Here is a 22,785-nt window from a genome sequence, read left to right as displayed (position 1 = left end):
CGTCAGGATTGGCTATTTGTGCGAGGCAGTGGGGTGATTAAGCTGGGCGCCAATTCCTACTGTCCTGGAGTAACACCATGTCTGCTCGCATTGATTTCTACACCGCGTCCCCCGATGCGATGAAAGCCATGCTCGCCCTGGAAGCCGCCGTCGGCAAACTGTCGATTGAACTGCCGCTGCTGGAGCTGGTGCGCCTGCGCGTCTCCCAGATCAACGGCTGCGCCTTCTGCCTGGATATGCACACTGCCGATGCCCGCAAGGGCGGCGAGACCGAGCGTCGCTTGTGCACCCTGTCGGCCTGGCGCGAAACGCCGTTCTTCACCCCGCGCGAACGCGCCGCCCTGGCCTGGGCCGAAAGCCTGACGCTGATCAGCCAGACCCACGCCTCGGACGAAGACTATGCGTTGCTCAATGCCGAGTTCAGCGCTGCCGAACAGGTCGACTTGAGCGTGGCCATTGCCACCATCAACAGCTGGAACCGCCTGGCGGTGGGCTTTCGCAAGATGCCTAAGTAAAGACATTCAAGGGTAGGCGCTGGCCATTGTGGGAGCTGGTTGTGTGGGAGCTGGCTTGCCTGCGATGGCATCACCTCAGTATTGCTGATTCACCGAGGCGCCTGCATCGCAGGCAAGCCAGCTCCCACACAAGCCAGCTCCCACACAAGCCAGCTCCCACATAAGTCAGGTTTCACATTGGGGCGGGGGTCAGAAGTTGATGGAAGCACTCAGGCGTGCTGTCAATGGCGCACCCTGGAACAGGTAGTCATCGCCCATGTATTCGCCCGCATCACGCCAGTAGCGCTTGTCGAACAGGTTGTCGACGCTCAGGCGGAACACCGTTTCATAGCCGTCGACCTGGGTGGTGTAGCGGCTGCCGATGTTGACCAGCGCATAATCCCCCACTTCCACATTGCCGGTACGGTTGGCGTTCTTGCTGGCGCTGTATTGCACGCCGCCGAGTACCGCCAGGCCGTTGACCCATGGCAGGGCGTAGTCGGCGTACACACTGGCGCGCAGCTTGGGCACGTTGATCGTCTGGTGGCCTTCGTATTGCGGCGTGCCGCTGCCGCTCACCCGGGCGCGAATCGCCGCCACGCTGGTCGCAATCTGCAGACGCTCGGTGGCCCAGCCATTGGCTGACAGCTCCAGGCCGGTGTTTTTCTGCTGGCCCTGCTGCACGTAGGTGAAGCCTCCGGCGTTGTCGGGCTTGGCGTACTGGTAGGCCTGGCGTGTCTGGAACACCGCGGCGGCGAAGCTGATGCGGCGCCAGTCGTATTTCACCCCGGCTTCGATCTGCCGGGAGACGGTCGGCGCGAGGATTTCCCCATCATTGCTCGCATACCACGGTGCCTCACCGCCCAGTGACAGGCCCTTGCTGTAGCTGGTGTACAACGAGATGTTTTCCACTGGCTTGTAGATCAGCGCAGCGTTGGGCAGGAACTCGTACTGCTGGGTGTGACGCTCCTGCACGCCATGTTGATCGAAGGATTTTTCATCCAGGCGCACTTCGCGGCCACCGAGCACGGTTTGCCATTGCTCGTTGAAGCTGATGCGGTCGGTGACGAACAGCCCGTACTGGCGGCTGTCGAGGCGCCGGTGACTGTCGTTCAGGGGCTTGTCGGTGGGCGGGAAGGTTTCCGGGTCCTGATTGATATTGCCGCTGCCGACGTATTCATTGACCGACTTGCGCTTGTCGATCACCCGGCGGAAGGCGCTGGTGCCGAAGGTCAGTTCATGGCTCAGGCCGGCCGTGCTGAACAGGCCGGTCATGGCCGCCTGGATTTCATCATTGCGCCGGGTGTCGTCAGGGCTGCGGTAGTCAGCGATGTCGTAGTTGCCTTCCGGGCTGAAGTAGTTCGGCACTTTGACGCCGGCGCAACTGGGGGAGCCGTAGCAACCCCAGGCAAACGAACTGTAGTCATCAATCACCACCTTGCTGCGGGCCGCGCTGACGCTGCCTTTCCACTGGTCACTGAAGCGGTACTCGAACTTGCCGTTGAGGTTCAGCGAGTCGATCCCCACCTGCTTGGAGCCGCTCTGGTGGCCGAGCAGTTTTTTCGGCGAGGCGTCATGGGGCACTTCGGTACCGCCGAGCAACTGGTAGCCGGGCACCGAGCGCTGTTGTTTGTCCTGGTATTCGGCATCCAGTTGCAGCACGGCGTCGGGGCTGATGTTCCAGTCGAAGGCCAGGGACACAAAGTCCCGCTGGCCATTGGCATGTTCGACATAGGAATTGAGGTCTTCATGGGCGACGTTGGCGCGCAAGCCAAATTGCTGCTCGCTGCCAAACCAGCCGCCGACATCGGTGGCGATATAGCCGCTGCCGCGATCATCGGTGGACACCGTGACCGAGCGCACGTCTTCCGGGCGTTTGGTCACGTAGTTGATCACGCCGCTGGGCTCGGAAATCCCGCTTTGCAGGCCCGCCAGGCCCTTGAGCAACTCCACCCGCTGCTTGTTTTCCAGGGCTACGTTCTGCTCGCCGGTGATGGTGCGCCCGTTGATCTTGTAGCTGCTGGCGGCATTCAGGGAAAAACCCCGGACCACGAAATTTTCGTAATAGCCAATCGGCGCGTAGCTTTCGCCCACCGAGGCGTCGTTGCGCAGCACTTCACTGAGCAGGCGTGCCTGCTGGTCCTTGATCAGCGCGGCGTTGATCACGGTGATCGAGGCCGGGGTGTCGAGCAGCGGTGCTTCATTGAAGCCGCCGACCGACGCGCTTTGCGCACGATAACCGGACTCATCCTGGCCCTGGATGTTCAGCGCCGGCAGTTCCAGCTCAGCCGCCAGGCTGTTGCCGATGCCGCCGCTGAGCAGCAGGCCGAGGGCCAAATGTGAGGTGACGACGGGGCGAAAACGCAAAACCATGGGGGCAAGGCCTTAAAGCGCGGGGCGGGGGCGCATAAGCTAGGCATAAGTGCGCGTCTTTACAAGTACTCGCCTCAGCCCGGCTACTTGAGACGTTGCGTCTCAAGCCCTGCGCCAATTCATCCGGGCCTCGACAGCGTGACCCCGCACCTGCGATAGACAAGGCTTCGCTTATCGTTGCAGGAGATCATCATGGGTATCGCTGGAAAAGTTGCACTGGTGACCGGCGCCGGGCAGGGCATTGGCCGGGCCATCGCCCTGCGCCTGGCGCGGGACGGGGCGGATATCGCCCTGGTCGATATCAATAGCGCCAAGCTCGAAGCCGTGGCGGCCGAGGTCGTGGCACTCGGGCGCAAGGCCTCGGTGTTTACCGCCGACGTGTCCAAGCGCGAGCAGGTGGTCGCGGCGGTCGAGCATGCGCACCAGACCCTGGGTGGCTTTGACATCATCGTCAATAACGCCGGGGTGGCGCAGATTGATTCGCTGCTGGACGTGACCCCGGAACAGGTCGAACGCACCCTGGGCATCAACGTACAGGGCGTGTTGTGGGGCATCCAGGCGGCGGGCAATAAGTTCAAGGCGCTCAAACAGAAGGGCAAGATCATCAATGCCTGCTCGATTGCCGGGCACGAAGGCTTTGCACTGCTGGGGGTGTATTCGGCGACCAAGTTTGCCGTGCGTGCCCTGACTCAGGCAGCGGCCAAGGAACTGGCAAGCGCCGGGGTGACGGTGAATGCCTATTGCCCAGGCGTGGTGGGCACCGATATGTGGGTCGAGATCGACAAGCGCATGGCCGAGATTACCGGCGCGCAAGTGGGGGCAACGTACAAGAAGTACGTGGATGGCATTGCCCTGGGCCGTGCAGAAACACCGGAGGATGTGGCGGGCCTGGTGGCCTACCTGGCCGGCCCGGATTCGGACTACATGACCGGCCAGGCGCCGCTGATCGACGGTGGCCTCGTCTACCGCTAAACCCCAGAGTCGACTCGGTAAAAATGTGGGAGCGGGCTTGCTCGCGAAAGCGGTGTATCAGTAACAAGCAAGCTACCTGACACACCGCTTTCGCGAGCAAGCCCGCTCCCACATTTGGATTGCATTGTGTCAGGGGTGTTTACCGGGCATATCAATGCCCAACTGCTTGACCCGGCGATACAGGGTCGCGCGGGAAATCCCCAGCGCCTGCGCCGCCGGCAATGGCTTCCAGCGATGGCGTACCAAAGCATCCAGCAGCACCTGCCGCTCCGGGCTCATACTTTGCTCGACCTCGACCTCCAGCCGTTCACCACGCACCTCCAGCGGCAAGTCCGCCAACTGGATCGTGCCGCCGTCACACACCGCACAGGCATACGCCAGCACATGGCGCAGTTGCCGCACATTACCCGGCCAGGCATAGCCCAGCAGCCGCTCCAGCGCGGCCTGGCCGATGCCGACCGTGACCCCGCTGCTGCGCGCTTCCTGCTCCAGCAGCCGGTTGATCAAGGCCAGTTTGTCGGTGCGCTCGCGCAGGGGCGGCAGGGTGACGCGGGCGCAGCCCAGGCGAAAGTACAGATCTTCACGGAAACGCCCCTCACTGACCAGGCTCGCCAGGTCACGGTGGCTGGCGCAGATCACCTGAATATCCACCGCGCGGGTTTTCGCCGCACCCAGCGGCGCCACTTCACCTTCGGCCATCACCCGCAGCAAGCGGGTCTGCAGGGCCAGGGGCATATCGCCGATTTCATCGAGGAACAGCGTGCCGCCATGGGCCTGCTGCAACAGCCCGGTCATGCCCTTGCTGGACGCGCCGGTAAAGGCCCCGGCGACGTAGCCGAACAGCTCGCTTTCGATCAGGTTTTCCGGGATCGCCGCACAGTTCACCGCCACGAATGGTGCGTCGCGGCGTGCGCTGCGGGCGTGCAGCTGGCGGGCAAAGACTTCCTTGCCAGCCCCGGTTTCACCCTGCACCAGCACCGGCAGGTTGCGGTCCTTGACGCGCACCGCCAGGCGCAGGTGTTCTTCCACCTGGTGGTCGACCTGGGGGTTGGGCGTCACCCGCGCCGGTTGGCGTTGCGGCGTGTTGAGTCGCACATGGAGTATCCCGGCTTCGCCGCGCCACTGCAGTTGCTGGAGCGATTGATCGGTCACCGCGCGTAGGGCATCGAGGTCGAACACCTCGCCGATATGCACCGGCACCTGGCCAAAACGCCGGCGCAGTGCCTGGCGTGCCTTGCTGTTCAAGGCTTGCAGGCGTCCGTCCTGGTCCCAGGCCAGCAGCAGGTCGGGTTGGCTGTCGACATAACCCGGGGTGCTGTGGGCCTGCAGTACCCAGTGCCGCGCAGCGCTGTGCATGAAGAAGGCGTTTTCGATGGCCTGGGCGCTCTGCGCCACCATCTGCCGCACCAGGTGCTGGCTGCGGCGGTCATCCGGGGATTGCAGCGCCGAGGCGTCCATCACCCCCAGCAGGTTGCCCTGGGGGTCGAAGATCGGTGCGGCGGAGCAGGTCAGGTTGATAAAGGCGGCGCGGAAGTGATCGCGCTTGTGCACCGTCACCGCCGCCTGGCTGGTCAGCACCGTGGCCACGCCGCAGGTGCCTTCTTCGGCTTCCGACCAGCAGGTACCCAGGTACAAGCCGGCCTTGCGACAGTCGCTGCGGATGGCCGCGTCTACCCGGTGGTCGATGGTCTGGCCCTGGGCATCGGTGAGCATCACGCAGTAGTCGGCGTGGCGCACGCGGTGGTGCAACTGGCTGACTTGCTCGCTGGCAATGCGCATGAACAGTTCGGCACGTTCGCGGCATTCCTTGAGCAGCGGCTCGGTGAGGATCCGTGGCCCCTGCAGCGAGCCGGGATCGAGGTGGTGCTGCTCCATGGAGCGGCGCCATGAATCGAAAATCAGCGACGGCACCGGCGCCTGGGGCAGGCGCTCGGCATTGCGGACCACACGACTGACGCAGTCGACGTGCTCTCTGGAGTTCGCGGCGAGCATAAGGCCTCCGGTTCTCGATCTTTGTTGTTATGCCCGCCATTAAGCGCCCAGGGGCGCAGGGGGACAAGGGCGGCCTGACCAACTGCCCGCCTTGAGACGCAGCGTCTCATCCTGCCTGAGACGCAACCTGCACGCTGCAATGCGCCGTCTCATTGTGCGGTGGCATGCCGCACCGGCACAACCGCACGGCACTGCTCTGGGTCAACGCTTTGCCAGGTTTTAGCGGGCCTTGGCACAGGCTGTGCTGAACAGGTTGCAGCTGGCCACAGCCAGCCTTTTGTGTGTCGAGACAACCTGGAGAACAACAAGATGTCCACTCACCTGTCCACCGATCAACTACTGCATGCCTACACCGTGATGCGCACCATCCGTGATTTCGAAGAACGCCTGCATGTGGAATTCGCCACCGGCGAGATCCCCGGGTTCGTGCACCTGTATGCCGGCCAGGAGGCCTGCGCCGCCGGGGTCATGGCCCACCTCAACGATGAAGATTGCATCGCCTCCAACCACCGTGGCCACGGCCATTGCATCGCCAAGGGCGTGGATGTGTTCGGCATGATGGCCGAGATCTACGGCAAGAAAACCGGGGTATGCGGTGGCAAGGGGGGCTCCATGCACATTGCCGACCAGGAGAAGGGCATGCTCGGCGCCAACGGCATTGTCGGCGCCGGTGCGCCGCTGGCGGCCGGCGCGGCCCTGGCGTCCAAGCTCAAGGGCAGCCAGGGCGTGGCCGTGGCGTTTTTTGGCGACGGCGGTTCCAACGAGGGCGCGGTGTTCGAGGCGATGAACCTGGCCGCGATCATGAAACTGCCGTGCCTGTTCGTCGCCGAAAACAATGGTTATGCCGAAGCCACCGGTTCCGGCTGGTCGGTGGCGTGCAAGGACATTGCCGAGCGCGCCGTGGGTTTTGGCATGCCGGGGTGATTGTCGATGGCAATGATTTCTTTGCCGTCCACGCAGCGCTGGGCGTGGCGGTGGCGCGGGCGCGCCAGGGCGAGGGGCCGACCCTGGTCGAGGTCAAGCTGCACCGCTTCTACGGCCACTTTGAGGGCGATGCGCAAACCTATCGCGGCCGCGATGAAGTGAAAAACCTGCGCGAAACCCAGGATTGCCTGGCGCTGTTTCGCCAGCGCTGCAGTGCCGAAGGCTGGTTGCAGGCGGCGCAGTTCGAGCGCATCGACGCCGAAGTCGCGCAGTTGATCGACGACGCCGTGCGCCTGGCCAAGTCCGATCCCAAGCCCCAGGCCGCCGACCTGCTCAGCGATGTCTACGTCGCCTACCGCTCATAACAACAAGACCCGGAGAGAATTTCATGGCTCGCAAAATCAGTTATCAGCAGGCAATCAACGAAGCCCTGGCCCAGGAAATGCACCGCGACCAGAGCGTCTTTATCATCGGCCAGGATGTATCCGGCGGCACCGGCGCCCCTGGCGAGCAGGATGCCTGGGGCGGCGTGCTGGGCGTCACCAAGGGCCTGTACCCGGAGTTCCCTGACCGCGTGCTGGATGCGCCGCTGTCCGAAGTCGGTTACGTGGGCATGGCCGTCGGCGCCGCCACCCGGGGCATGCGCCCGGTGTGCGAGTTGATGTTCGTCGACTTTATCGGCTGCTGTCTCGACCAGTTGCTCAACCAGGCCGCCAAGTTTCGCTACATGTTCGGTGGCAAGACCACCACGCCCCTGGTGGTGCGCGCCATGTACGGCGCCGGCCTGCGCGCTGCGGCCCAGCATTCGCAGATGCTTACCTCGATGTGGACGCACATCCCCGGCCTGAAGGTGGTGTGCCCGGCCACGCCCTATGACGCCAAGGGCATGCTGATCCAGGCGATCCGCGACAACGACCCGGTGATTTTCCTTGAGCACAAGATGCTCTATAGCCTGCAAGGCGAAGTACCGGAGGAGCTGTATACCGTGCCCTTCGGCGAGGCCAACTTTGTGCGCGAAGGCAACGACGTGACCCTGGTGACCTACGGGCGCATGGTGCATGTGGCCCTGGAAGCTGCGGCCAACCTGGCGCGCCAGGGCATCGACTGCGAAGTACTGGACCTGCGCACCACCAGCCCGCTGGATGAAGACAGCATCCTTGAAAGCGTGGAAAAAACCGGGCGCCTGGTGGTGATCGACGAGTCCAACCCACGCTGCTCGATTGCCACGGATATCAGCGCCCTGGTGGCCCAGCGTGGGTTTTCCTTCCTGCGTGCGCCGATTGAGATGGTCACCGCGCCGCATACGCCGGTGCCGTTTTCCGATGCCCTGGAAGACCTGTACATCCCCGACGCGGCGAAGATCGAGGCCGCGGTGCGCAAGATCGCTGACAAGAGGACTGCGGCATGATCCATACCTTGACCATGCCCAAGTGGGGGCTGTCGATGACCGAAGGCCGGGTCGATGTCTGGCTCAAGCAGCCGGGCGACCGGGTAGAGAAGGGCGAGGAAGTGCTCGACGTGGAGACCGACAAGATCTCCAGCAGTGTCGAGGCGCCGTTCAGTGGGGTGTTACGCCGAGTGCTGGCGCAGAGCGACGAGACCTTACCGGTGGGTGCATTACTGGGGATTGTGGTGGAGGGTGAAGCCACCGAGGCAGAAATCGACGGCGTGATCGACAGCTTCAATGCCGGCTTTGTCTCCAGCAGCGCCGAGGCGCAGGCGTCGGGGCCGAGTGCGCAGAAAGTCGAGCTGGGCGGGCGCCTGCTGCGCTACCTCGACCTTGGCGAGGGCGGCTTACCGCTGGTGCTGATCCACGGGTTTGGCGGCGACTTGAACAACTGGCTGTTCAACCATCCTGCCCTGGCCGCCGAGCGCCGAGTGATCGCCCTCGACTTGCCGGGGCATGGCGAGTCGGGCAAGCGCTTGCACAGTGGCGATGCCGAGGAATTGAGCCAGGCGGTGCTGGCCTTGCTCGATCACCTCAAGCTCGACCGGGTGCACCTGGCCGGGCACTCCATGGGCGGGTTGGTTTCGCTGACGGTGGCGCGCCAGGCACCGCAGCGGGTCGCCTCCCTGGTATTGATCGCCAGCGCCGGCCTGGGGGCGGATATCAACGGTGATTACCTGCAGGGATTCACCGAGGCCAATAACCGCAACGCGCTCAAGCCGCAGCTGGTGCAACTGTTCAGCGACCCGGCGCTGGTCACGCGGCAGATGCTGGAGGACATGCTCAAGTTCAAGCGCCTGGAGGGGGTTGATCAGGCGTTGCGTCAACTCAATGCCAAGCTGTTCGACGGCGGGCGACAGATGCTTGACCTGCGTTCGGTGGTGGGGCAGCAGCCGAGCCTGGTGATCTGGGGCAGTGACGACGCCATTATCCCGGTACGGCATGCCCAGGGGTTGCAGGCCCAGGTGGAGGTCTTGCCGGGGCAGGGGCATATGGTGCAGTTGGAGGCGGCGGAGCAAGTGAATCAGTTGCTGAGTCTCTTCCTCAAATCTCAAGCCTGATAGCAATCAAATGTGGGAGCGGGCTTGCTCGCGAATACGGTGGGTCAGTCAGACATTTATTGCCTGACACACCGCTTTCGCGAGCAAGCCCGCTCCCACAGGGTTGACCGTGTATCAACCATGACGCTTGAGGGTTTCGCTGGGCAGTTCCTTGAACAACGCGCGGTAGCTATTGGAAAACCGCCCCAGATGCCAGAACGACCAATTCATCGCCACCTCGGCCACCGTGGTCTGGTCGCAGCTCAACAACTCGCGCCGTGCGCCGTTCAACCGGCGCAGGCGCAACCACTGCGCCGGGCTCATCCCGGTGTAGGTCTTGAAGCCCTGTTGCAACTGGCGCAACGGCACGCCGGCAATCTGCGCCAGTTGCAGCAGGTTGACGGTCTCATCCGGCGCATCCGCCGCCCACGCGCCGATGCGCGCCATCAGCCGGCGTTCTTCACTGCGTCGCTGCAATGAGTAGCGGTCCAGGCACACGCAGGCGTTGTCGAGGATAAACAGGCAATCGTCGAGCAGTTGCCGGGTGAGGGCGTCGCGGCTGATCGGGTCGATCTCACTGGACAAGCGCGTCAGGGTGCCACTGAGCCAGCGGCTGAACAGCGCGTTCTGTTGGCAGGTCAACGGCGCCATGAACAGGCCTTCGAGTCTGGCCACATCCAGGCCATGGCGTTGCACGAACTGCGGGCCGAACACCACGGCCACTTCCCGGTAGTTTTCCGGGGTGATCCAGGTGTTGCGGCTTTCGCCATTGAGCAGGTACAGCGCGTTGTCGCTGCCGTCGAAACAGAACGCCAGGGCGCCTGGCGGCGCGTTGAAGTGCTGCTCGACGCGGGTGTTCATGCACTCTTCGTACACCTGCACTCCCTGCAGGTCGAGGTAGCGGATCTGCCCGGCAAAATGCCCCGGGGACATCTGCTGGTACTGCTGTACCCAACCGGGTGTCGCACTGCATTGGGCGGCCACATCACCGGTGGTGAAGGCCTGTACGCGCAAAGCTGTTGCCTGTGTCATGGGTGATCCGTGCGCACTCTATTGGTGCGTTGTGGGTCGTGCAAAGTGGATAGATGCCTGGGTAAGGCTGGCCCAAGATAGACCTCAATGCGCCGGGAGTACAAGTCGGCGCAGCACCCAACCCATGCCGAGGTCTTTATGAATGCCCCTTTCGATCAGCTGTCCACCTGGCTGAAAGAACACAAGATTACCGAAGTCGAATGCGTGATCAGCGACCTGACGGGCATTGCCCGCGGCAAGATTGCGCCCACCAACAAGTTCCTGCATGAGCGCGGCATGCGCCTGCCGGAAAGTGTGTTGCTGCAAACGGTAACCGGGGATTTTGTCGACGACGATATCTACTACGACCTGCTGGACCCGGCCGATATCGACATGATCTGCCGCCCGGTGGCCAACGCCACCTACGTGGTGCCGTGGGCCATCGAGCCCACCGCCATTGTGATCCACGACACTTTCGACAAGCAGGGCAACCCCATTGAGTTGTCGCCGCGCAATGTGTTGAAAAAAGTCCTGCAGCTGTATACCGACCAGGGCTGGCAGCCGATTGTCGCGCCGGAAATGGAGTTTTACCTGACCCAGCGCTGCGAAGACCCGGACCTGCCGCTGAAAACCCCGGTGGGACGGTCCGGGCGTGCCGAGACCGGGCGCCAGTCGTTTTCCATCGACGCGGCCAACGAGTTCGACCCGTTGTTTGAAGATGTCTATGACTGGTGCGAAGCCCAGGGCCTGGACCTCGACACGCTGATCCATGAAGACGGCCCGGCGCAGATGGAAATCAACTTCCGCCACGGCGACGCCCTCGACCTGGCCGACCAGATCACCGTATTCAAACGCACCCTGCGCGAAGCGGCGCTCAAGCACAATGTGGCCGCGACCTTTATGGCCAAGCCGGTGGCCGACGAGCCGGGCAGCGCCATGCACCTGCACCAGAGCGTGGTGGAGATCGCCACCGGCAAGCCGGTATTTGTCGACGCCGATGGGCAGATGAGCCCGCTGTTCTTGCAGCACATTGGCGGCTTGCAGAAATACATCCCGATGCTGCTGCCGATGTTTGCGCCCAACGTCAACTCGTTCCGCCGCTTCCTGCCCGACACCTCGGCCCCGGTCAACGTGGAGTGGGGCGAAGAAAACCGCACCGTCGGCCTGCGCGTGCCGACCTCCAGCCCCGACGCGATGCGCGTCGAAAACCGTCTGCCTGGGGCCGATGCCAACCCCTACCTGGCCATCGCCGCCAGCCTGTTGTGCGGCTACCTGGGGATGATCGAGAAGATCGAACCGAGCGCTCCGGTGGAAGGCCGTGCCTATGAGCGGCGCAACCTGCGCCTGCCGATCACCATCGAAGATGCCCTGGCGCGCATGGAGGCCTGCGACACGGTCAAGCAGTACCTGGGGGACAAGTTCGTGCGCGGGTATGTCGCGGTGAAACGCGCCGAGCATGAGAATTTCAAGCGGGTGATCAGCTCCTGGGAGCGTGAGTTCCTGTTGCTGAGTGTCTGACTCCACCATCAACCATAAAAAAAGGTGTCGATATGCGTCTCGTCAAACAGCTCCTCCCACTGGCCCTCGCCGCAGTGTTCAGCAGCGCCAGCCATGCCGCGCCGACGGTCAGTGTCTACAACTGGACTGACTACATCGGCGAGACCACCCTGGCCGACTTCCAGGCCAAGACGGGAATCAAGGTGGTCTACGACGTGTTCGACTCCAATGAAACCCTGGAGGGCAAGCTGCTGGCGGGGCGTACCGGGTATGACGTGGTGGTGCCGTCCAATCACTTCCTGGGGCGCCAGGTAAAGGCCGGGGCGTTCCTTGAATTGGACCGTGCGCAATTGCCCAACTACCCGAACCTGGACCCCAAGTTGCTCAAGCTGCTGGAGCAGAACGATCCCGGCAATGCCCATGCGGTGCCGTACCTGTGGGGCACCAATGGCATCGGCTATAACGTCGACAAGGTCAAGCAAGTACTGGGCATCGACCACATTGATTCGTGGGCGGTGATGTTCGAGCCCGAGAACCTGAAGAAACTGCAGCAATGCGGGGTGGCGTTCCTCGATTCGGCAGATGAAGCATTCCCGGCGATCCTCAACTATATGGGCATGGACCCGCGCAGCGAGACGGTCGGCGATTATGCCAAGGCCGAGGCCAAGCTGCTGACCCTGCGTCCGTACATCACCTATTTCCATTCCTCCAAATACATCTCGGACCTGGCCAACGGCGATATCTGCGTGGCCTTCGGTTACTCCGGCGATGTGTTCCAGGCCGCCAACCGCGCCAAGGAAGCCAAGAATGGCGTGAACATCGCCTATGCAATTCCCAAGGAGGGCAGCAACCTGTGGTTCGACTTGCTGGCGATTCCCGCAGACGCCACCAACCCGAAACAGGCCCACGCGTTTATCAACGACCTGCTGGACCCCGAAGTCATCGCCAAGATCAGCACCTATGTCGGCTACGCCAACGCCAACCTGGCGGCGAAGACTTTCATGGCGCCGGAACTGGTGAATAACCCCGAGGTGTACCCGCCCCAGGACGTGCTCGACAAACTGTACATTTCCACCACCCCCAGCCCGGCCATCATGCGTGTGATGACCCGGGCCTGGAGCAAAGTGAAGTCCAACCGATGAATCAGTCCCAAGACCATGCCCGTTCCTATTACCTGGCGTCGGCCAATGCCATGCCCCAGCGCGCGGCGCTGGCCGAGGACCTGAGCGCCGATGTGTGTGTGATCGGCGGCGGCTTTACCGGCGTCAACACCGCGATTGAACTGGCCCAGCGCGGCCTGTCGGTGATCCTCCTGGAAGCCCGGCGCATCGGCTGGGGCGCCAGCGGGCGCAATGGCGGGCAGTTGATCCGGGGGATCGGCCATGACGTCTCGGGTTTTGCCCGGCATGTGGGCGAGGAGGGCGTGCGTTACCTGCAACGGGCCGGGATCGACTCGGTAGCGTTGGTCGGTGAGCGCATCCGGGAGCATGGGATCGACTGCGACCTGCGCTGGGGCTTTTGCGAGTTGGCCAATACACCGGCGCAATTTGCTGCGTTCAAGGGGGAGCAGGAAAGCCTCGCGGCCCTTGGGTACCTGCCTGAAACCCGCCTGGTGGCGGCGCAGGATATGGCGCAGGTGGTCGGCTCTCAACTGTACGCCGGGGGCCTGGTGGACATGGGCTCGGGCCACTTGCATCCGCTGAACCTGGTATTGGGCGAGGCCCGTGTGGCCGAGGCGCTGGGTGTGCGGATTTTCGAGCACAGCGCGGTGCTGCAATTGATCCATGGCGACACCGTGCAGGTGCGCTGCGCCGGCGGCAGCGTGCGGGCTGGTAGCCTGGTGTTGGCGTGCAATGCGCACCTCGACGAACTGGAGCCGCGCCTGAGTGGCAAGGTGCTGCCGGCCGGCAGCTATATCATCGCCACCGAACCGTTGCCGGCTGCGCTCGCCGACGAACTGATCCCGCAGAACCTGGCGCTGTGCGACCAGAAAGTCGGCCTGGACTACTACCGGCTTTCCGCCGACCGTCGGCTGTTGTTCGGTGGCGCCTGTCATTATTCGGGACGTGACCCGGTCGATATCGCCGCGTACATGCGGCCGAAGATGCTCAAGGTATTCCCGCAACTGGCCAACACCGCCATCGACTTCCAATGGGGCGGCAAGATCGGGATTACCGCCAATCGCTTTCCCCAGGTCGGGCGGTTGCAGCAGTACCCCAACGTGTTTTACGCCCAGGGCTATTCCGGGCATGGGCTTAACGTCACGCACTGGTGCGCACGGCTGCTGGCCGAGGGGATCCACGCAGGTGTCAGCCAGGGCCTGGACACCTTCAGCCGGGTGCCGCACATGACCTTTCCCGGCGGCAAGGCTTTACGCTCGCCGTTACTGGCGCTGGGCATGGTGTGGTACCGGCTTCGGGAAATGCTGGGATAGGTGGGTAGCGGTTTAAAACACTGCATGATCGGATCCAATACGCTATAACCCCTCGGTCGCTGTGTCATTCCGAGGCCCCGCTTTTCATGCAGAACCCTTTGCAACGCCCGTTGTGGCAGGTGTACCTGTTCTTTCTTGCGCCGATGGTGCTGTCCAACTTCCTCCAGAGTTTTTCCGGCACCCTCAATGGCATTTATGTCGGGCAGATGCTCGGCACCCAGGCGCTGGCGGCGGTGTCGGGGATGTTTCCCATCGTGTTCTTTTTTATCGCCCTGGTGATTGGCCTGGGGGCGGGCGCCTCGGTGCTGATCGGCCAGGCCTGGGGCGCGGGGGAAACCGCACTGGTCAAGGTCATCACCGGCGCGACCCTGACCCTGGGGGCGTTGATCGGGATTCTCGCCGCCGTGCTCGGCAGCCTGTTCGCCCGCCCGGCCATGCACGCGCTGGGCACGCCGCTGGATGTGCTGGACGACGCCGTCGGCTATGCCCAGGTGATGATGCTGATCATGCCGTTACTGCTGGTGTTCATCCTCTACACCCAATTGCTGCGAGGCGTGAGCGATACGGTGTCGCCGTTGCTGGCGCTGATGGTTTCAACGGTGGTCGGCCTGTTGCTGACCCCGGCCCTGATCCGCGGCTGGCTGGGGCTGGCGCCCATGGGCATCCAGAGCGCGGCCTATGCTGGCCTGGTGGCCAACGCCGTGGCCATGCTGTTTCTGGTGCTGCGCCTGCGCCATAAAAACCATGTGATGGCGCCGGACCGCGCATTATTGGCGGCCTTGCGCCTGGACCGGGCGATCCTCGGCAAAGTCCTGCGCATCGGCCTGCCCACCGGCTTGCAGATGGTGGTGCTGTCGTTGTCGGAGCTGGTGATCCTGGCGCTGGTCAACGGCCACGGCTCCCAGGCCACGGCGGCGTATGGCGCGGTGACGCAGATCGTCAACTATGTGCAGTTCCCGGCGCTGTCGATCGCCATCACCGCCTCGATCCTCGGCGCCCAAGCCATTGGCGCCGGGCGCCTGGAACGCATCGGGCCGATCCTGCGCACCGGGCTTGCGATCAACCTGTGCCTGACCGGAGGCCTGATCGTGCTGGGCTACGCCTTGTCCCACTGGCTACTGGGCCTGTTCATCACCGATGATCAGGCGCGGGTCCAGGCCGAACACCTGCTGCACATCATGCTCTGGAGCATTCTGGTGTTCGGCTTCCAGGCAGTGATTGGCGGCATCATGCGCGCCAGTGGCGTGGTGCTGATGCCGGTGGCGATCTCGATCTTCTGCGTGCTGGGCGTGGAACTGCCGGTGGCGTACCTGCTCAATGCACGCTTTGGCCTGGAAGGGGTGTGGATGGCGTTTCCGGTGACTTACCTGGTGATGCTGGGGTTGCAGACGGCGTATTACCGGTTGGTGTGGCGGCATAAGCAGATTAAGCGGTTGGTGTGAGTTGAGGCTGCGAGGGGCTGGATGGCATAGTGTCATCATGGAGAGAGACCTATGAAAAAAGCATTAATCGCAATCGGCGTCGACCGCGCCGGCCATTTCCCTGCACTGCGTGGCGCGGCCTCTGGGGCTGAGCAGGTGGGGGAATGGGGTAGGGAGCAAGGTTTCGAGACCACTGTTTTTTCCGATGCTGACGGCAAGGTCGTGGGGCCTGAGGAGATATTCGAGGCGATCAGTAAGATCGTGGAGAGCAGGACGTACTCTCAACTGGTGGTGTTCTTTTCCGGCCATGGTGTATTGAGAGCCCCGGATTGTGAGTTGTGGCTATTGTCCGAGGTGGGCAGGAATCCCAACCATGCCATCAACGTCAATGGCTCGATCAGCCTGGCGCGTCAGTGTGGTATCGAACACGTTGTGATCATTTCGGATGCATGCCGGTCGCTGGCGGGAACCCTTCAGGTGAGCATGGTCGACGGCTACCGGATATTTCCTGCTTATCGCTCTAACAACACGCCCCCGGAAGTGGATGTGTTTTATGCAGCGTTGCCTGGTGACCCCGCGCTGGAGGTACCGGCGGATGATGCCAATGAGCGTCACTGTGGGCTGTTGACCGAATGCATGCTCACTGCTTTGCGCGGCGACGTTCAAACGGTTATCGAAACTGTGATGACCGAGGGCGGTGCGCCGCAGCAAGTGGTTGCTTCGCGTCCACTCAAACAGCATCTGGCACACGCCATTCCCCAAGCAGCGCAAAGAGTTTCCATCGCTCTTTCCCAACGGCCGGAGTCGCGGGTGGAGTCGGCGTTGCCCAAGTTTCTGGCCACGATTGAGCATGGTGCCGGGGGGGCTGCAGCAGAGGGACCTCACTCACCACCCGACTTGACTGAACCTGCCGCTGCGCGGGGAAGCCTGGAGTGGCGTCAGGAGCATTTGATGCGTCCCAGATGGGGCAAGCCTCTTCCCAAGCGGGTATTGAATACCGAGATGCGGCGCCTTGTGGCAGCCATGGATAACCGTGAGACGGGTATGCAGACAGGGTTCCACGTGATTGGCGGCGAGATCGCTCTGATTTGCGAGATTGGGCGGGACCAGAAGACATGGCGCGGGATCGATGGGCCGAGCATTGAGATCCGTGGCGAGGCGGCGCGCACGTTGTACCTGCGCTTTAAGAACGGTACGAGCACTTTGGTGGCCGCCATGCCCGGTTTTGTTGGCACATTGATTGTTGAGGGCGGCCGCATCGTCACGATCAACTACACCCCGTCGGCCATGCGAGACCCCCATAACGACTATGAATATCTGGGAGAGGAACTGGAGATGCGTCGCGCCTATGTGGCCGTAGCCGCGCGCCAGGGCAGCTTTCGTTTGCCCCAGGCAACGCTGGCTTGGGACTCTGCCCGATATCTGCGCCTGCTCAAACGCATGGACCCGACCTTGGGCATTTATGCGGCCTATGCCTACCACCAGGCGGGAGATTTGAACGGCATCAGGAGTATTTACCGCTTTATGCAGGCCGACCGTCAGCTGATTCCTTTTGATGTGGCCATGCTCGCCATGGCGGGCGGCCGGAGGGAGCAGGTTATCTTGGACTACCTGCCCGGCGTGCCAATGCTGTCGCAGGGGTGGTCATTGCTGGGGGAGATGAAGCAATTGATGCCCTCTTTCCTCCTGGAGGCCGGACGCCATCTTGAACCTTCACTGTGGACGACCTTTTCCAAGAAGGGCTCGGCGATACTGGAACGACATTTTTCGGGGTATTTTCTGTGAAGCTGGTATTTATCCACGGGCGTGACCAACAGGGAAGCACCCGGGAAACCCTGGAAAAATTGTGGCTGGACTCGCTGTATATCGGCTGGGGGGAGGCAGGTCTTCCACGCCCCGAAGGGCTGTCTGTGACGATGGCGTTTTACGCCGATGAACTGGATGAACTGACGCGCGCCCTCAGCACCCCGCTGGCGCGTGGGGTGCGCCTGCGGGGCGATGAACAGGCGCAGGATGATTTTCGTGGCAGATTTTTGCAGGACATCGCGACCGCCAATGGCATGACCGACGCGCAGATCCAGGCGTTTCTCGATGAGCACAGCACCGAGAAGGGCCTTGGCAGTTCACCCTGGGTCCAGGCGCTGTTACGTGCAGTGGATCAGCGTACCGCCCTGGGTGAAGCCGCTCTTGATCGGTTCACGCGCGATGTCTATCTCTATCTGACTTACCCCGCCGTGTCGGATCGCATTACCGCCATCGTAAAGGCTGCCATTGCAGATGAGCCTTGTGTGGTGGTGGCACACTCCTTGGGGTCGATTGTTGCGTACCGGGCATTGCAGGAGCTTGGGCGTCGCGCCAATGTGCTGGGGTTGGTGACGGTGGGCTCGCCCCTGGGCCTGAACACCGTGCGCGAAATGCTCACCCCCCCTGCATTGTCGATGCCTGCGGGTGTGCAGCAGTGGTTCAATGCCTATGATCCGGGCGATGCGGTGGCGTTGTATCCACTGGACTCTACCCGCTGGAACATCACACCCGGTATCGAGAACTTCAAGGGCGTGAGTAACCATATGGCCAATCGGCATGGTATTGCGGGCTACCTTGATGATGTAACCGTCGCAACGTGGATGCATCAACGGTTAGTTAAGTGAGCGCAATGTCAACGTTCGTGAAAATCAAAGGTGGGAGCTGTCGAGCCCCTGCGAGGCTGCGATAGCGGTGGATCAGCCAACATCAATGTAAGCAGTGCCGACGCCATCGCAGCCTCGCAGGGGCTCGACAGCTCCCACCGGGTTTACCGGTGTTTGTTGGATTCTCACCATAACTGATCGGCGTTGGCGGCAATCGCAGCCAGGGCGACGGTCAGTAATTGCTCTCGTTAATAGGAAGCATTACTATTCACGCCCCGCCTACCCAGTGCACCGTCGATGACTCCCCAGCCGCCCCGCAGACCAGGCTTTTTCGCGTACTACGAAGAGTTGGTCGGGACCTGGACGCGTCGCTTGCGCAATCGCCAGCAGGCCGAGGACCTGGCCCACGATACGTTTGTGCGGGTATTGGAGTCCAAGTCGGCGCGGGTCGAGCAGCCGCGTGCCTATTTGCACCAGACGGCGCGCAATATCGCGGTGGATGCCTATCGGCGTGCAGACCGGCGCGAAGCACTGGAACTGCAAGGCCTTGACCAGAGTGCGCCGCACAGTGGCGACCCGGAGCATTTCATGCACGCCGTCCAGTTGGCGGACTCCATCGAGCGGGCCCTGGCCGAATTGCCCCTCAATTGCCGCAGGATTTTCATCTGGCAAAAAATCGAAGGCATGACCCAACAGGAAATCGCCGAGCGCCTGGGGCTTTCTAAAAACATGGTGGAAAAGTATATGATCCGCACCCTGCGGCATCTGCGCGAGCGCCTGGATGCGCTGGCCCCATGACCAATGCCCGCTTTGAAACAGGACCTTCCATGATGGATACCCGCGAGTGTGCCTGTGGCAGCGCAACGGTGCGCGACGAGGCGGCGCAGTGGTTTGTGCGTCTGCAGGACCCGCCCCTGAGCGTTGAGGACCAGGGTCTTTTTGACAGTTGGTGTAGGGAGCATCCCGCGCACCAGTATGAGTTCGAGGTGCTGCAGGGGCTGTGGAGCGCCGCCGACCTGCTGCCCAAGGTGCGTTTGCAGGCCCTGCTCGATACGCCTGTGCCGCGCAAGCGTCGCGGGGCCGTGGGCTATGCCATGGCGGCCAGCGTGTTGGCGGTGGCCGTCGGCCTTGGGTTGTTCAGTGGCCTGGACCACCCGGGCGGCTATGATGCGGAATTCAGCACCGGGTTGGGCGAGCGTCGACAGGTGGCGCTGCCGGATGGCTCGCTGATGGACCTCAACAGCCGTAGCGTGGTGGCGGTGCATTACGAAAAGGGCCGGCGTGGGATCGAACTCAAGCAGGGTGAAGCGCTGTTCAGCGTTGAGCACGACACCCACCGGCCTTTTGTGGTGCAGGCCGGGGCAGGGCAGGTGACGGTCATCGGGACCCGGTTTGACGTGCGCCGCGACGATGACCAGACCCGCGTGGTGGTCGAGGCCGGAACGGTCAAGGTACAAGGGCAGGCTGCCCAGCCGGCGGTCACCCTGACCGCCGGCCTCAGTACCTCGATCGACCGTCAGGGCGCGGTCGCGGCGGCCCGCCCGGTCAACGCCCAGGCACTGCTGGCCTGGCAGACCGGCAAGCTGGTGTTCAACGATGCCAGCCTGGCCGAGGTGGCCCGGGAAGTCTCGCGCTACCGCGAAAAACCCTTGCGGGTCAGCGCTGCCGCCAGCGAGCTGCGCCTGACCAGCGTGTTCAAATCCGATGACACCGATGCCTTGCTCAAGGCCCTGCCGCACATTCTGCCGGTGGCCCTGCGCACGCTGCCCGACGGTAGCCAGGAAATAATTTCACGCTAGGTTCAGGTTTTTTCCGAGTTCTTCGTCTTCTTGTCCAACTGCAACTGGTTTGCATTAACAGCCGCGCTTTCTTGGGATTACGACGTGACAAAACTCGCTGCGAACAACAATAAAACTGCCCGCTGGGCGCCATTGGCCCTGGCCCTGGCGATCAGTACTGCGGCCTATGCCGACGATGCCATCCACATCAAGGCCCAGCCACTGGGGGCGGCACTGAGCCAATTGGGCCAGCAAACCTCACTGCAAGTGTTTTTCAGCCCGCCGATGGTGGCCGGCAAACAAGCCCCGGCCGTCGATGGCAACCTGTCGCCGGAGCAGGCCCTGCGCCAGTTGCTGCAAGGCAGCGGCCTGGACTACCAGATCGACTCGGGCTCGGTGACATTGCATCCCCTCGCCACTGGCACCGGTGAAGCCGGTTCACCCCTGGAACTTGGCACGACCGCGATCCAGGTGGTGGGCGACTGGCTGGGCGATGCCAACGCCGAAGTGGTGCAGAACCATCCCGGCGCGCGTACCGTGATCCGGCGCGAGGCTATGGTAGAGCAGGGCGCGATGAACGTCGGTGACGTGCTGCGCCGGGTGCCTGGGGTGCAGGTGCAGGAATCCAACGGTACCGGTGGCAGCGATATTTCCCTCAACGTCGGCGTACGCGGTCTGACATCGCGCTTGTCGCCGCGCTCCACAGTGTTGATCGACGGCATTCCTGCGGCGTTCGCACCCTATGGCCGGCCCCAGTTGTCGATGGCACCGATTTCCGCCGGTAACCTGGAGAGCATCGACGTGGTACGCGGCGCCGGTTCCGTGCGGTATGGCCCACAGAACGTCGGCGGCGTGATCAACTTCGTGACCCGGGCGATCCCCGAGACCTTTTCCGGTGAAGTCGGCACCACCCTGCAGACCTCGTCCCATGGCGGCTGGAAACATGTCGACAACGCTTTTATCGGCGGCACCGCAGACAACGGCATTGGCATGGCGCTCCTGTATTCCGGGGTCAATGGCAACGGTTATCGCGACAGCAACAACGGGAACGACATTGACGATGTGATCCTCAAGACCCACTGGGCGCCGACCGATCAAGACGATTTCACCCTCAATTTCCATTACTACGACGCCAGTGCCGACATGCCCGGCGGCCTGACCCAGAAGCAGTTCGACGCCAACCCTTACCAGTCGGTGCGCGACTGGGACAACTTCAGTGGCCGGCGCAAGGATGTGTCCTTCAAGTACATCCGCCAGATTGACGACCGCACCCAGGCCGAAGTGCTGACCTATTATTCCGACAGTTTCCGGGGCAGCAACATCGCCAACCGTGACCTGAAAACCCTCAGCTCCTACCCGCGGACCTACTTCACGTTCGGCATCGAGCCACGGGTGTCCCATGTGTTCGAGCTGGGCCCGACCACCCAGGAAGCCAGTATCGGCTATCGCTACTTGAAAGAAGGCATGCACGAGCAGGCCACCAGCCTCAAACTGATCAACAACGTGCCGACGCCGGGTGGCCAGAGTGACGGCCATGTGTACCAGGACCGCACCGGTGGCACTGAGGCCAACGCGTTCTATATTGATGACAAGATCGACGTGGGCAAGTGGACGATTACCCCCGGTATCCGCTTTGAAAGCATCCGCACCCAATGGCATGACCGCCCGGTGGTGGCGCTCAATGGTTCCCGCACCCAGGAGAAGCACCGCGCGATCAAGAACAACGAACCGCTGCCGGCGCTGAGCGTGATGTACCACGTGTCCGATGCCTGGAAGCTGTTCGCCAACTACGAAACATCCTTCGGCAGCCTGCAGTATTTCCAGCTGGGCCAGGGCGGAAATGGCGACCAGACGGCCAACGGCCTGCAACCGGAAAAGGCCAAGACCTACGAGATCGGCACCCGCTACAACGACAACGTCTGGGGCGGCGAAGTGACGCTGTTTTACATCGACTTCTCCGATGAGTTGCAATACGTCAGCAATGACGTGGGCTGGACCAACCTGGGCGCGACCAAACACACGGGTATCGAAGCTTCGGCCCATTACGACCTGGCCGACCTCGACCCGCGTCTGGAGGGCCTGAGTGCCAATGCCGGCTTTACCTACACCAAGGCGACCGCTGAAGGTGATGTGGCGTTCAAGGGCCGTGACCTGCCGTTGTACTCCCGGCAAGTGGCGACCCTGGGGCTGCGTTATGCCGTCAATCACTGGACCCATAACCTGGACGCGTATGCCCAGTCCGGCCAGCGCGCGCCAGGCACCACCAACACCTATATCACCGAACCGACCGCCGACGGCCAGTACGGGGATATCCCGGGGTATGTTTCCGTCAATGTGCGCAGTGGCTATGACTTCGGCCCGCAACTGTCGAACCTGAAGTTGGGTGTCGGGGTGAAAAACGTGTTTGACCAGCAGCACTTCACCCGTTCCAGCGACAACAACGCCGGGATTTACCTGGGTGAGCCACGCACCTTCTTTGTACAGGCGAGCGTGGGGTTCTGACGGGGAATCGTCGCCTGCCGGCGACGATTTTTCTATTGATGGGGGGCGTCGCTGCTGACGCCCTTCCACGCGCTTTTCCTCTTGGCCTTTCTCTTGCTCCTTACGATCCTTCAGCCGAGGTTGAAGGGGACGTTGGCGGGCTTCCTACCTTTTTTAGGCGATTTTCGTCGCTTTCCGGAACCGAACTCCCCCAGTCCGCCACAGACACAATTAGCCCACTGTGCACAGACATCCGGTGATCAATTTATCGCCTGGGTGCTTCGGACGGTGAGG

Annotated in this window: 16 protein-coding genes and 1 pseudogene; 14 read left to right on the top strand and 3 right to left on the bottom strand. The window is 62.5% G+C overall.

The annotated features are described in order from the left end of the window. Window positions 1-77 precede the first annotated feature (77 nt). Complete coding sequence (locus K1X80_RS18285) at window positions 78-515, top strand: carboxymuconolactone decarboxylase family protein (RefSeq protein ID WP_057438487.1); 438 nt, start codon at window positions 78-80, stop codon at window positions 513-515. A gap of 189 nt (window positions 516-704) precedes the next feature. On the opposite strand, the gene K1X80_RS18280 is transcribed toward K1X80_RS18285, so the two are convergent. After that, complete coding sequence (locus tag K1X80_RS18280) at window positions 705-2,867, bottom strand: TonB-dependent siderophore receptor (RefSeq protein ID WP_057959069.1); 2,163 nt, start codon at window positions 2,865-2,867, stop codon at window positions 705-707. Between the two features lie 192 nt (window positions 2,868-3,059). Here K1X80_RS18280 and K1X80_RS18275 point away from each other — a divergent pair, with 192 nt between their 5' ends. Then, entirely contained in the window at window positions 3,060-3,839 is a 780-nt protein-coding gene (locus K1X80_RS18275) for an acetoin reductase (RefSeq protein WP_057438489.1), read from the top strand. Window positions 3,840-3,968: 129 nt separating this feature from the next. On the opposite strand, the gene K1X80_RS18270 is transcribed toward K1X80_RS18275, so the two are convergent. Continuing rightward, a complete protein-coding gene (locus K1X80_RS18270) occupies window positions 3,969-5,831 on the bottom strand; it encodes a sigma-54-dependent Fis family transcriptional regulator (protein WP_057959070.1) in 1,863 nt (620 codons plus the stop codon). Window positions 5,832-6,140: 309 nt separating this feature from the next. Between K1X80_RS18270 and K1X80_RS18265 the strand changes: the two are divergent. The 3 genes and pseudogenes from K1X80_RS18265 to K1X80_RS18255 all read left to right on the top strand — a co-directional run bounded on the left by K1X80_RS18265 (window position 6,141) and on the right by K1X80_RS18255 (window position 9,263). Further along, window positions 6,141-7,120: pseudogene (locus K1X80_RS18265) on the top strand (thiamine pyrophosphate-dependent dehydrogenase E1 component subunit alpha). A 23-nt stretch (window positions 7,121-7,143) separates the two neighbouring features. Beyond that, on the top strand, window positions 7,144-8,163 hold the full coding sequence (locus K1X80_RS18260) for an alpha-ketoacid dehydrogenase subunit beta (protein ID WP_057959071.1): 1,020 nt from the start codon (window positions 7,144-7,146) through the stop codon (window positions 8,161-8,163). Next, window positions 8,160-9,263 (top strand): acetoin dehydrogenase dihydrolipoyllysine-residue acetyltransferase subunit, encoded by a 1,104-nt coding sequence (locus K1X80_RS18255; RefSeq protein WP_057959072.1) that lies wholly within the window; start codon window positions 8,160-8,162, stop codon window positions 9,261-9,263. Before K1X80_RS18260 ends, K1X80_RS18255 begins: the two co-directional genes overlap by 4 nt. A 114-nt stretch (window positions 9,264-9,377) precedes the next feature. On the opposite strand, the gene K1X80_RS18250 is transcribed toward K1X80_RS18255, so the two are convergent. Then, on the bottom strand, window positions 9,378-10,274 hold the full coding sequence (locus tag K1X80_RS18250; RefSeq protein ID WP_057959073.1) for a helix-turn-helix domain-containing protein: 897 nt from the start codon (window positions 10,272-10,274) through the stop codon (window positions 9,378-9,380). A gap of 138 nt (window positions 10,275-10,412) precedes the next feature. Between K1X80_RS18250 and K1X80_RS18245 the strand changes: the two genes are divergently transcribed. The 9 genes from K1X80_RS18245 (at window position 10,413) to K1X80_RS18205 (ending at window position 22,512) form a co-directional block, all read left to right on the top strand. Further along, window positions 10,413-11,771 (top strand): glutamine synthetase family protein, encoded by a 1,359-nt coding sequence (locus K1X80_RS18245; protein WP_057959098.1) that lies wholly within the window; start codon window positions 10,413-10,415, stop codon window positions 11,769-11,771. 32 nt (window positions 11,772-11,803) lie between these two features. Further along, window positions 11,804-12,892, top strand: a complete 1,089-nt coding sequence (locus tag K1X80_RS18240) for a polyamine ABC transporter substrate-binding protein (protein ID WP_057438494.1) — start codon at window positions 11,804-11,806, stop codon at window positions 12,890-12,892. Then, the gene (locus K1X80_RS18235) at window positions 12,889-14,184 is read left to right on the top strand and encodes an FAD-binding oxidoreductase (RefSeq protein ID WP_057959074.1); all 1,296 of its coding nucleotides are present in this window, start codon (window positions 12,889-12,891) and stop codon (window positions 14,182-14,184) included. Before K1X80_RS18240 ends, K1X80_RS18235 begins: the two co-directional genes overlap by 4 nt. Window positions 14,185-14,270: 86 nt before the next feature. Next, complete coding sequence (locus tag K1X80_RS18230; RefSeq protein WP_057959075.1) at window positions 14,271-15,626, top strand: MATE family efflux transporter; 1,356 nt, start codon at window positions 14,271-14,273, stop codon at window positions 15,624-15,626. A gap of 51 nt (window positions 15,627-15,677) precedes the next feature. Beyond that, entirely contained in the window at window positions 15,678-17,390 is a 1,713-nt protein-coding gene (locus tag K1X80_RS18225) for a caspase family protein (RefSeq protein WP_057959076.1), read from the top strand. Then, entirely contained in the window at window positions 17,387-18,253 is an 867-nt protein-coding gene (locus tag K1X80_RS18220; protein ID WP_057959077.1) for an alpha/beta hydrolase, read from the top strand. Before K1X80_RS18225 ends, K1X80_RS18220 begins: the two co-directional genes overlap by 4 nt. 276 nt (window positions 18,254-18,529) lie before the next feature. Further along, window positions 18,530-19,030, top strand: a complete 501-nt coding sequence (locus K1X80_RS18215) for a sigma-70 family RNA polymerase sigma factor (protein ID WP_057438495.1) — start codon at window positions 18,530-18,532, stop codon at window positions 19,028-19,030. Between the two features lie 32 nt (window positions 19,031-19,062). Then, window positions 19,063-20,031, top strand: a complete 969-nt coding sequence (locus K1X80_RS18210) for a FecR family protein (RefSeq protein ID WP_057959099.1) — start codon at window positions 19,063-19,065, stop codon at window positions 20,029-20,031. Window positions 20,032-20,115: 84 nt separating this feature from the next. After that, on the top strand, window positions 20,116-22,512 hold the full coding sequence (locus K1X80_RS18205; protein WP_220172393.1) for a TonB-dependent receptor: 2,397 nt from the start codon (window positions 20,116-20,118) through the stop codon (window positions 22,510-22,512). Window positions 22,513-22,785: the final 273 nt, after the last annotated feature.

This window comes from Pseudomonas sp. So3.2b (assembly GCF_019464415.1).
Lineage (GTDB): Bacteria > Pseudomonadota > Gammaproteobacteria > Pseudomonadales > Pseudomonadaceae > Aquipseudomonas > Aquipseudomonas shahriarae.
This window is presented reverse-complemented; position numbering and strand designations above follow the sequence as displayed.